Origin of the sequence: Streptomyces sp. STR69, assembly GCF_024519455.1 — a bacterium.
Lineage (GTDB): Bacteria > Actinomycetota > Actinomycetes > Streptomycetales > Streptomycetaceae > Streptomyces.
Window position 1 is genome coordinate 98,900 of the sequence record NZ_JALJRY010000018.1, and the last position, 10,957, is coordinate 109,856.

Below are 10,957 nucleotides of genomic sequence, written 5' to 3' on the forward strand. Positions count from 1 at the left end.
GGAGGCTATCCCGTAGCGCGCGGATGTTCGAGAGGCAACAACGCGCACTCCAGGACACCGATCACGCGCGGTCACGCACTCCGGGACGGCGACTACGCCTGCGTCAGCTCCACCTGGATCTCGACCTCGACCGGCGAGTCCAGCGGCAGCACCGCCACGCCGACCGCGCTACGCGCGTGCACGCCCTTGTCGCCGAGGACCTCGCCGAGGAGCTCGCTGGCGCCGTTGATCACGCCGGGCTGGCCGGTGAAGTCGGGGGCCGAGGCGACGAAGCCGACGACCTTCACCACGCGCGCGACGCGATCCAGGTCACCGGCGACGGACTTGACGGCGGCGAGGGCGTTCAGCGCGCAGGTGCGGGCCAGTTCCTTGGCCTCCTCCGCGGTGACCTCGGCGCCCACCTTGCCGGTGACCGGCAACTTGCCGTCCACCATGGGCAGCTGGCCGGAGGTGTACACGTAGACACCGCTTTGCACGGCGGGCTGGTACGCGGCGAGCGGCGGGACGACCGCCGGCAGGGTCAGGCCGAGTTCGGCCAGCCGGGCCTCGACGGCACTCATGCCTTCTCCCGCTTGAGGTAGGCCACCAGCTGCTCGGGGTTGTTCGGCCCGGGCACGACCTGGACGAGCTCCCAGCCGTCCTCGCCCCAGGTGTCCAGAATCTGCTTCGTGGCGTGGACGAGCAGCGGCACAGTCGAGTATTCCCACTTGGTCATGCGGCCGACTTTAGCGGCTGCGAACCGGTCGCCCGTGGTCGCGTTATCCACAGCCTCCCGCTTGGTTCGGGCGCGGACTGGTTAGGCTCGAAGACGTGAGCAGGCTCCAGGTCGTCAGTGGCAAGGGCGGTACCGGCAAGACCACGGTGGCCGCGGCCCTCGCGCTGGCCCTGGCCACCGAGGGGAAGCGGACGCTTCTCGTCGAGGTCGAGGGTCGCCAGGGCATCGCGCAGCTCTTCGAGACGGAGACGCTGCCCTATGAGGAGCGGAAGATCGCCGTCGCTCCCGGGGGCGGGGAGGTGTACGCGCTGGCCATCGACCCCGAACTGGCCCTTCTGGACTACCTCCAGATGTTCTACAAACTCGGCGGCGCGGGCCGCGCCCTGAAGAAACTCGGCGCGATCGACTTCGCCACCACGGTCGCGCCCGGCCTCCGGGACGTACTCCTGACCGGCAAGGCGTGCGAGGCCGTACGGCGCAAGGACAAGAGCGGGCGGTTCGCCTACGACTACGTCGTGATGGACGCCCCGCCGACCGGCCGCATCACCCGCTTCCTGAACGTCAACGACGAGGTGGCCGGGCTCGCCAAGATCGGCCCGATACACAATCAGGCGCAGGCCGTGATGCGGGTCCTGAAGTCCCCGGAGACGGAGGTCCACCTGGTGACGCTCCTGGAGGAGATGCCCGTCCAGGAGACCGCCGACGGCATCGCCGAACTCCGGGCGGCGCGGCTGCCGGTGGGCCGGGTCATCGTGAACATGGTGCGGCCCGAGGTACTGGACGCGGCCGAGCTGGATCTCGTACGGGCCGTGCCGCGCACCGCCGTCGCGCAGTCGCTGTCGGCCGCCGGGCTCGGCGGGGCGCGGCGCGGCGGCAATGCCGAGAAGCTGGTGGACCCGCTGCTCGCGCAGGCGGAGGAGTACGCCGCGCGGTACGCCCTGGAGCACGACCAGCGGGCCGTGCTCGGCGCGCTGGACCTGCCGCTGCACGAACTGCCGTTGCTCGCCGAGGGCATGGATCTGGCGGGCCTGTACGAACTCGCCACCGAGCTGCGGAAGCAGGGGATGTCATGAGCCCGGACCAGGAGCAGGGGCGCGACGGCGCCCGTCGGCTGTCCTCCGCGCGCGTGCTCGACGTCGACCCGCTGCTCGACGACCCGGAGACCCGCATCGTGGTGTGCTGCGGCTCGGGCGGGGTCGGCAAGACGACCACCGCGGCGGCGCTCGGACTGCGGGCCGCCGAGCGGGGCCGCCGGGTCGTCGTCCTGACCATCGACCCGGCCCGGCGACTCGCCCAGTCCATGGGCATCGACTCACTGGACAACACCCCGAGGCGGGTGAAGGACGTCGACGGGGACGGCGAACTGCACGCCATGATGCTCGACATGAAGCGCACCTTCGACGAGATCGTCGAGGCGCACGCGGACCGCGAGCGGGCCGCCGCGATCCTGAACAACCCCTTCTACCAGTCGCTCTCGGCGGGCTTCGCGGGCACGCAGGAGTACATGGCGATGGAGAAGCTGGGCCAGTTGCGCGCCCAGCACGACTGGGACCTGATCGTGGTGGACACCCCGCCGTCCCGCTCGGCCCTGGACTTCCTGGACGCGCCGAAACGTCTCGGCTCGTTCCTGGACGGCAAGCTGATCCGGTTGCTGACCGCGCCGGCGAAGCTGGGCGGCCGGGCCGGCATGAAGTTCCTCAATGTCGGCATGTCGATGATGACCGGCACCCTCGGCAAGCTGCTCGGGGGTCAACTGCTCAAGGACATCCAGACGTTCATCTCCGCCATGGACACCACCTTCGGCGGGTTCCGCACCCGCGCGGACGCGACGTACAAGCTGCTGCAGGCACCCGGGACGGCATTCCTGGTGGTCGCGGCCCCGGAGCGGGACGCGCTGCGCGAGGCCGCGTACTTCGTGGAGCGGCTGGCGGCCGAGGACATGCCGTTGGCCGGTCTGGTGCTCAACCGGGTGCACGGCAGCGGAGCCGCCCGGTTGTCGGCCGAGCGGGCACTCGCCGCCGCGGAAAATCTTGAGGAGTCCCGCATTGTCGATCAGGTGGGCGGGAAAGCTGGACTTCGTAACTCTCCCGACACGTACGGCAGTTCAGAATCTTCCGGTCCCAGATCTCCCGGTTCCCGGGCAGCGGCTCGTGACGAAGGCTCCCCCGCCACCACGGACGACGAGCTCCCCGCCGACAAGCGACCCGACGACGAGCCATCCGTCGACCGACTCACCGCAGGCCTGCTCAGACTGCATGCCGACCGGATGCGGCTGCTCTCCCGCGAGCAGCGCACACGTGACCGCTTCACCGCGCGCCACCCCGAGGTGGCCGTCGCCGAAGTGGCCGCGCTGCCCGGCGATGTGCACGACCTCGCGGGGCTGCGGGACATCGGGAACCGGCTCGCGGCCGGTCGGCCGGAGCTGCCCGAGACGACGGTCTGACGCCCGGGACGAAGGTCTGACGCGCGGCCCCGGGGATCGCCCGGGGTCGAATCGGCCCCCAAGGGGGGACCGGCGTCAGCCCACCGCCGCGTAGTTCTCGTAGATCTCGTCGTCGTCGAGGGGGATGATGCCGACCCCTCGCTCGTACTCGATGCGCGCGGTCTCCAGTAGCCGGCGCCATGAAGTGACAGTGGGCCGCCTGCGCAGCAGTGCGCGGCGCTCCCGCTCCGTCATGCCTCCCCACACGCCGAATTCGACGCGGTTGTCGAGCGCATCGGCGAGGCACTCCGTGCGTACCGGACATCCGGTGCACACTGCCTTCGCCCTGTTCTGCGCTGCTCCTTGAACGAACAGTTCATCCGGATCGGTAGTGCGGCAGGCCGCCTGCGCACTCCAGTCGGTAACCCAGCCCATACCGGCGCCGTCCTCTCCCGAATCGAGGCTCCCCCACGGCGGCAGCGGCATATTCACCGCCGCCAGTTGAGGACGTTACGGAAGGTGGGCACAGCGCAACACCCCCTTCGGGCCCAATCTTGAATGGCCCGAACGGACTATGCGTAAGCGGCAGATCACCCGGGGGAGTGAGCCCGCGACATACGTGACTTTCCTGGCAGACCGGGACAGTTGCCTTGCGTCACAACGGACGCCAGGTGACACAGGAGGCGGATTCGGACACGCCTCCCACAAAAAAACAGGGAACGACCGGAACGATTCGGGGTCGCCGGACGTATTGATACGAGACCGCTCTGCTGTGACAGTTGAGAGCAGCTTAGGCCAAGGCCTATACACCTGTCCGGCGAATGAGAACGTAGACGGCTCCTGTCGTCGTGCCGTCATGTTCCCGGGACGAGCCCTGCGTTTTCGGCGCGGTCGTAGAGCCGTCGATGCCATTGCCCACGACAAGGCGCCCGCCCATGGATGTCACGATCCCGCACCCGAACATCCCGAGACTCACCCGCTCCCTCGGGGCGCCCCAGGTGAGGGATTAGGCTGCCCCCATGCCAAAAAAGCGCTCGGGTGGTGGTCTGTCCCCTCTGCAGCAGGCCACCAAGTTCCTCGGTGTCAGTGTGCTCGCCGGTGCCGTCATGGCCGGAATCGCGTTGCCCGCGGCCGGAGCGCTGGGGCTCGCGGCCAAGGGCTCGGTCCAGGGGTTCGACGACATCCCGGACAACCTGAAGAGCCCTCAGCTGAGCCAGCGCACCACGATCCTGGACAGCAAGGGCAACCAGCTCGCCTCGGTCTACTCCCGTGACCGCACGGTGGTGGAGCTCAAGGACATCTCGCCGTACATGCAGAAGGCGATCGTCGCGATCGAGGACTCGCGCTTCTACCAGCACGGCGCGATCGACCTCAAGGGCGTCCTGCGCGCCCTGAACAAGAACGCGCAGAGCGGCGGCGTCTCCCAGGGTGCCTCCACGCTCACGCAGCAGCTGGTGAAGAACTACTTCGTCGAGGAGGCCGGTGACGACCCGACGAAGGTCGCCGAGGCCACTCAGCAGACGCTGGGCCGCAAGGTCCGCGAGCTGAAGTACGCGATCCAGATCGAGGAAAAACTCGGCAAGAAGAAGATCCTTGAGAACTACCTGAACATCACGTTCTTCGGAGAGCAGGCCTACGGCGTCGAGGCCGCGTCCGAGCGCTACTTCTCCAAGCACGCCAAGGACCTGAACCTCCAGCAGTCGGCGCTGCTCGCGGGCATCGTCCAGTCGCCCACGCGCTACGACCCGATCAACGACGAGGCCGAGGCCAAGAAGCGCCGCAACACCGTGCTGGCCCGCATGGCCGAGGTCGGCGACATCTCCAAGGCGGAGGCCCTGGCGGCCGAGAAGACCGACCTCGGGCTGAAGGTGAGCCAGCCGAAGAACGGCTGCATCACCGCGGTCAAGGGCGCCAGCTTCTTCTGCAAGTACGTCGAGAAGGTCTTCCTGAGCGACCCGGTCTTCGGCAAGACCAAGGAGGCCCGCGCGGAGATCTGGAACCAGGGCGGCCTGACGATCCGTACGACGCTGGATCCGCAGGCACAGGCCTCGGTGCAGTCCTCGCTCAAGGACCACATCTACAAGTCGGACTCGGTCGCCGCGGCGGCCACCCTGGTCGAGCCCGGCACCGGCAAGATCCTCGGGATGGGCCAGTCGAAGCCGTACGGCTACGGCAAGAACGAGACGGAGTACAACTACTCGGTCAACGCCGACATGGGCGGCTCGAACTTCGGCTTCCCGACCGGTTCGACGTTCAAGCCGTTCGTCGCGGCGGCGGCACTGGAGCAGGGCCTGCCGGCCACGCAGCAGTACCCGGCGCCGTACTCGATGGACTACCCGAGCCCCGTCTCGACCTGCAGCGGCAAGAACTGGGTCAACACGGACGGCGCGACGGTGGAGAACGAGAGCGAGTCGGAGAAGGGTCCGTACGCGCTGAAGGAGGCGATGGCCAAGTCGGTCAACACCTACTTCGTGCAGATGATCTCCGACATCGGTCTGTGCCCCGTGGTGAGCATGACCAGCAAACTCGGCGTCGTGCAGGGCAACGGCGACAAGATCCCCGAGGTCCCGGCCATCGCGCTCGGCTCCAAGGGCCTCTCGCCGCTGACGATGGCCAGCGCCTACGCGGCCTTCGCCAACGAGGGCACGTACTGCACGCCCATCGCCATCGAGTCCATCACCCGGAAGGTGGGCAACGAGCAGAAGTCGCTCGCCGTCCCCAAGTCCACCTGCTCGCGGGCGATGAGCAAGAAGACCGCCGACACCGTCAACACCGTGCTGCGCGGCGTGGTCGACTCGGGCACCGGCCAGGAGGCCGGCCTCACCGACCGCCAGAGCGCCGGTAAGACGGGTACGACGGACTCCCGCAAGAACGCCTGGTTCGTCGGCTACACCCCGAACCTGGCCGGCGCGGTCTGGGTCGGCAGCGCCAAGCAGAACGTCGAGATGACCAACATCCGCATCGGCGGCGTCTACCACGCCGAGGTCTACGGCGCCGACACCCCCGGCCCGATCTGGAAGGACGCCATGACCGGCGCCCTGGAGGGCAAGCAGGTCGAGAACTTCCAGCTCGTCAACATCCCGGACCCCGTCAAGGACAAGGGCAACAACGACGGCGGCAAGAACGGCGACACCACCGGGACCGACAACGGGGGCAACGACAACGGCGGCACCACCACCCCCACCCCGACGTTCTCCTTCCCGGACGGCTTCATCCAGGGCACGACGAACGGCGGCAACAACGGCAACGGCAACGGCGGCAACCGGGGGTAACTCCGGCCCGGCGAACCACCGTTCACCTCGCCTTCGCCTCGCCTTTCGGGCTTTTCGTCTACGACGACGGGGGCGCCCCTTTTCACAAGGGGCGCCCCCGTCGTCGTAGACGCACTTCTGTCCGCAGGTGGGTCAGCCGGCGAGCAGCTTCTTCACCACGGCGGCGACGCGACCACCCTCGGCCAGTCCGGCCACCTTCGGGTTCACGATCTTCATGACGGCACCCATGGCGCGCGGGCCCTCGGCACCCGCCGCCTTCGCCTCCTCGACGGCCTGGGAGACGATCGCGGTCAACTCCTCGTCACCGAGCTGCTTGGGCAGGTACTCGGCGAGGACCTCGCCCTCCGCCTTCTCCTGCGCGGCCTGCTCAGGACGGCCACCCTGCGCGAAGGCGTCCGCGGCCTCGCGGCGCTTCTTCGCCTCCTTGGCGATCACCTTGAGGATCTCGTCGTCGGAGAGTTCGCGCTTCTCCGTACCCGCGACCTCCTCCTTGGTGATCGCGGTGAGCGTCAGCCGGAGCGTGGAGGAACGCAGCTTGTCCTGCGCCTTGATCGCGGTGTTGAGGTCTTCCTGCAGCTTCGCCTTGAGCGTGGTGGTCATGGGTTTGATTCTCGCAGGTGCGCGACCGGCTCCGCCCGCCGATTTACCGGGCCCTCGCCGACGGGGTGTCAGGGGTGTCAGTGCGGTCTGACACGATGGAGGCATGCGCGCGCGATACGGAGTACCCCTGGGAATTGCGGCGGCCGGCGCCGCCGGTCTGGTCTACGCGGCGGGCTTCGAGGTCCGCTCCTTCAGACTGCGCCGGGTGACGGTCCCGGTCCTGCCCTCCGGCATGCGCCCGCTCAGAGTCCTCCAGGTCTCCGACATCCACATGGTCGGCGGCCAGCGCAAGAAGCAGCGCTGGCTGCGCTCGCTCGCGGGCCTGCGCCCCGACTTCGTGATCAACACCGGCGACAACCTCTCCGACCCCGAGGCCGTCCCCGAGGTCCTGGACTCGCTCGGCCCGCTGATGGAGTTCCCGGGCGCGTACGTCTTCGGCTCGAACGACTACTACGGCCCCACACTCCGCAACCCCGCCCGGTACCTGTTCGAAAAAACCGCGGGCCGCCACGGTCTGAACGGCAACCCGCCCATCGTGGGAGCCGTCCACAACCCGTGGGAGGACCTGCGGGACGGCTTCGACGCGGGGGGCTGGCTCAACCTCACCAACACGCGCGGCACGCTGAAGATCGAGGGCGCGTCGGTGGAACTCACCGGCCTCGACGACCCGCACATCAAGCGCGACCGGTACGCGCGCGTGGCGGGCGGCCCGTCGGACGACGCCGACTTCTCGATGGCCGTGGTGCACGCGCCGTACCTCCGGGCACTGGACGCGTTCGCCGCCGACGGCTACCCCCTGATCCTCGGCGGCCACACACACGGCGGCCAGCTCTGCATCCCGTTCTACGGCGCCCTGGTGACCAACTGCGACCTCGACACGGACCGCGTGAAGGGCCTCTCCACGCATACGGCAGAGGGCCGGACGTCGTACCTGCACGTGTCGGCGGGCTGCGGGACGAGCCGGTACACGCCGGTACGGTTCGCCTGTCCGCCGGAGGCTACGTTGATGACGTTGGTGGGGCGGGAGTAGGCAGGCGATGCGTGTGGGGGCTCGCGGGGGGCGTAGGTCCCTGGGTGGGCGGGGCTGTGGCAGGTCTCGCCGGGAGGCGTAGGTCCCTGGGTGCGGGGCTCCGTGCAGGTCTCGCGCGCGGCGCAGGTCTCCGTGCAGGTCTCGGGGGCCGGGTGGCTCGCGCGGCCTGCGTAGCTCGTGCGGCCCACCCGTATCGCCCGGTTCGTCCCCTCTGCCTAGCGTGAGGGCATGACCGCTCCGATACCCAGGGACATCCCGGACCTCCCCGCGGTACCCGGCATGCCCGCGCTGCTCGCCTCACCCGTTCCCGCCACCGCGGTGGTGGCTCCGTACCGCCGCCCCGCGGCGGCCGTGTACCGACTACTGGTCGCGCTGGCGGCGGCAGCGGCGGTGACCGCCGACCTGTTCCTCGGCAGCCCGATCAGGGTCCTGACCTACTTCACGATCCAGAGCAACATCCTGCTGGCCCTGGTGATGATCGCCACCGCCCGCCGGGCATGGACGGCCCGCCGCCCCCTCTCCCCCCTGGTGACGGGCGCGGCACTCCTCTACATCACGATCACCGGCCTGGTGTACCACCTGATCCTGGCGCACGCGTCGAGCCCGTTCGCGATGACGGGCGGCACTCTCACAGGCTGGCAGGCGATCACGAACCAGATCCTGCACACGGTGACACCGATCGCGGCGGTACTCGACTGGCTGCTGCTGACCGCACCCGGCCGACTGCACCTGCGGATGGCGGCGACGTGGCTGCTGTATCCGCTGACGTACCTGGCGGTGTATCTGGCCCGCGGCGAACTGATCCTCCCCGGCACACCGGGCCGCTACCTCTACACGTTCCTGGACGTCGAGCATCACGGCTACAAGAGCGTCCTCGGCAACGCCCTCCTCCTCGGCCTCGCCTTCTACGCCCTCTCCGTCCTCCTCGTGGCCCTCGACCACGCCCGCCCCAACCCGATCCGCCACCGCGCCAAAACCGGATTTCGTCTCCAGCCACCGGTGGGCTAAAGTAAACGATGTCGCCGCGATGAGCAGCAACACCGGCAAGATGAGCGGCGACATCGGGGTGTAGCGCAGCTTGGCAGCGCGCTTCGTTCGGGACGAAGAGGTCGTGGGTTCAAATCCCGCCACCCCGACAGTTGTAACGCCAGGTCAGGCCCGGTGCTGAGGGATCAGCGCCGGGTCTGGTTTGTTTTGCGGGGTTGTTTTGGGAGCCATTTGGGAGTTGGCCTCGGCGAGCAGCTCCTGGACGGCCCCCACTAGGACGAGTATTGGGTCGTGATCAAGGGGCGGTCTTGGTGAGCCGGAGCGCGATAGGTGTCACCTGGGCAGGCTTGTTGTCACCTGCGAGGTTGGGCGCCGGACTCGGGGGTGTCCGCCGACTCCTTGGGGGTGGGTCGGCGTCCGCCGCAGCAGGCCACCACTGCTGTCGCCGTGGAGTTCAGGAAGATCGTGAACCAGGATGACGTGTCCACCGCGTCGATGGATCCGGTACGAAGCGGCTCTTCCCCGGCTCGCAGAAGGATGTCGACGCTGTCGGCCAGGCCATCGATCGTGTGGCCCCGCTTCAAGGAGTGGTGCATTCGCCCCCGGAAGACGCCCGCGTGCCGGTTGGCCGGGACCAGGCCGTCCCAGACGACGAAGTCGGCCCCGGCGATCAAGGCGTTACGTGCAGGCCCGCATGCCGGAGTCTGTTCGCGGAGCATGGCGATGAGGTCGTCGCGAGTCACACTGCGCCCCGGAGACGGGAAGACCAGTGATCGGCTATGTGTGACAACTCCAGCGCCCCTCTGGTGACAGCTCGGCTGCTTCGACCCGGTTTCTGTGCAGCCTATGCGGTGCCGTCCGTGACAACTACCGAGCCTCGGCGCACGTGGCCAGGGCCTTGATCCCGGCACAACCCGACTGCAGAAGACGTCCGGCGCCACAGCCCCCTCCCTCGCAGACAAGGTGGCGATGAGCACCAGCGACTACTCCATCGAGGAGATCGCGCAGCAGATCGCTGACGTGGTGCAGGAAGAGAACGCCGCGTAGCTCCAGACCATCAGCACGCCGCTTCAGTGTGCAGCGGCTCCAGCGAGTGGTGGGCTTGTCCCTGGGAGACCACAGACGGTCCGGTGCCTTGAGGCCCGTGCGAACGCGGTCCACTCGTCGAAGCCTGAGTGCTGGGAAAGTCGGTCCGGGTGGCGTAGGACCACCGAAGCCGTCTCCGTCAGCCGGCGCCGCCCCACACCGCTTCCAGGTCCCGGCAGCGGACCAGGATGCTCGCGTCGGTCAGCGTGATCTCGTGCGTGCAGCCGCCCTCCTCGTCCGGAAGGATCTCGTCGAGGAGGACGGCGTCGACCAGCATCCAGTCGATGGAGTGTTCGTAGTCGACGGAGAAGTGCGTCACGCCCGAGTAGCTGATGCGCAGGCCGGAGTCGTGCTTGAACTTGTTGGGCGCGAAGTCCAGGACCAGGCCGCCGCGCTTGTCGGTGGCGAGGTGGACCCCGGCCAGTTCCAGGTCCTTGACGCAGCGGGTCGCGCCCGCGATGTCGTAGTGGCCGGGGTCGGTGGCGAAGGACCGGGCGCCTGGGGGCAGGTCGGCGCGCAGACGCGGCAGTTCGGCGAGATAGGCCCCGGCATCCACGAAGAACCCTCCGTCGTCCCAGACGGCCGTGACGTACTTCATGTGCAGCCTTCCGCAGCGAGAGGCGGTCGCCCCCATGTGTCTCCGGTGATGTCCTCGGTCCCCTTGGGAGCGATGCGGCCGGCCTTCCGCAGCTCGTAGATCATCCACCCCTTGTCGTGGACGTGGGTCTCCACGTCTCTTCCCAACGGGCGGGCCGGGGTCCCCGCAGTCGTCGTGGACGACAGCCGGGCAGTCGTCCGGAGGGCCGGTACCGATTCCAAATCCAGTACCGTCCCTCCACCACCCC

Annotated in this window: 11 protein-coding genes and 1 tRNA gene; 6 read left to right on the top strand and 6 right to left on the bottom strand. The window is 68.5% G+C overall.

Annotation, left to right across the window (positions count from 1 at the left end):
- Nucleotides 1-92 precede the first annotated feature (92 nt).
- Both OC490_RS30460 and OC490_RS30465 read right to left on the bottom strand, forming a co-directional pair.
- Nucleotides 93-560, bottom strand: a complete 468-nt coding sequence (locus OC490_RS30460) for a RidA family protein (RefSeq protein ID WP_262061231.1) — start codon at nucleotides 558-560, stop codon at nucleotides 93-95.
- A complete protein-coding gene (locus OC490_RS30465; RefSeq protein WP_019063748.1) occupies nucleotides 557-715 on the bottom strand; it encodes a DUF4177 domain-containing protein in 159 nt (52 codons plus the stop codon). Before OC490_RS30465 ends, OC490_RS30460 begins: the two co-directional genes overlap by 4 nt.
- 95 nt (nucleotides 716-810) lie before the next feature.
- On the opposite strand from OC490_RS30465, the gene OC490_RS30470 reads away from it, so the two are divergent.
- Nucleotides 811-1,788, top strand: a complete 978-nt coding sequence (locus OC490_RS30470; protein WP_262061232.1) for an ArsA family ATPase — start codon at nucleotides 811-813, stop codon at nucleotides 1,786-1,788.
- Nucleotides 1,785-3,158, top strand: a complete 1,374-nt coding sequence (locus OC490_RS30475) for an ArsA family ATPase (protein ID WP_262061233.1) — start codon at nucleotides 1,785-1,787, stop codon at nucleotides 3,156-3,158. The genes OC490_RS30470 and OC490_RS30475 overlap by 4 nt, the downstream gene beginning before the upstream one ends.
- Before the next feature lie 75 nt (nucleotides 3,159-3,233).
- Here the strand turns inward: OC490_RS30475 and wblA are convergent, their stop codons facing one another.
- Nucleotides 3,234-3,572: a transcriptional regulator WblA gene (gene wblA, locus OC490_RS30480; RefSeq protein WP_019063745.1), complete on the bottom strand. Its 339-nt coding sequence runs from the start codon at nucleotides 3,570-3,572 to the stop codon at nucleotides 3,234-3,236.
- Nucleotides 3,573-4,156: 584 nt separating this feature from the next.
- Between wblA and OC490_RS30485 the strand changes: the two genes are divergently transcribed.
- Complete coding sequence (locus OC490_RS30485; RefSeq protein WP_262061234.1) at nucleotides 4,157-6,409, top strand: transglycosylase domain-containing protein; 2,253 nt, start codon at nucleotides 4,157-4,159, stop codon at nucleotides 6,407-6,409.
- Between the two features lie 132 nt (nucleotides 6,410-6,541).
- On the opposite strand, the gene OC490_RS30490 is transcribed toward OC490_RS30485, so the two are convergent.
- Nucleotides 6,542-7,009 carry a GatB/YqeY domain-containing protein gene (locus tag OC490_RS30490; protein ID WP_262061235.1) on the bottom strand — a complete coding sequence of 156 codons (468 nt, stop codon included), beginning with the start codon at nucleotides 7,007-7,009 and terminating at the stop codon, nucleotides 6,542-6,544.
- Between the two features lie 103 nt (nucleotides 7,010-7,112).
- On the opposite strand from OC490_RS30490, the gene OC490_RS30495 reads away from it, so the two are divergent.
- From OC490_RS30495 to OC490_RS30505, 3 genes are all read left to right on the top strand, one after another.
- Complete coding sequence (locus OC490_RS30495) at nucleotides 7,113-8,039, top strand: metallophosphoesterase (protein ID WP_262061236.1); 927 nt, start codon at nucleotides 7,113-7,115, stop codon at nucleotides 8,037-8,039.
- A gap of 228 nt (nucleotides 8,040-8,267) precedes the next feature.
- A complete protein-coding gene (locus tag OC490_RS30500) occupies nucleotides 8,268-9,047 on the top strand; it encodes a Pr6Pr family membrane protein (protein WP_262061237.1) in 780 nt (259 codons plus the stop codon).
- Between the two features lie 54 nt (nucleotides 9,048-9,101).
- Nucleotides 9,102-9,175, top strand: a tRNA-Pro gene (locus tag OC490_RS30505).
- A gap of 204 nt (nucleotides 9,176-9,379) precedes the next feature.
- On the opposite strand, the gene OC490_RS30510 is transcribed toward OC490_RS30505, so the two are convergent.
- The gene (locus OC490_RS30510; RefSeq protein ID WP_262061238.1) at nucleotides 9,380-9,769 is read right to left on the bottom strand and encodes a hypothetical protein; all 390 of its coding nucleotides are present in this window, start codon (nucleotides 9,767-9,769) and stop codon (nucleotides 9,380-9,382) included.
- A 482-nt stretch (nucleotides 9,770-10,251) separates the two neighbouring features.
- Nucleotides 10,252-10,710, bottom strand: a complete 459-nt coding sequence (locus OC490_RS30515) for a hypothetical protein (RefSeq protein WP_262061239.1) — start codon at nucleotides 10,708-10,710, stop codon at nucleotides 10,252-10,254.
- Nucleotides 10,711-10,957 lie beyond the last annotated feature (247 nt).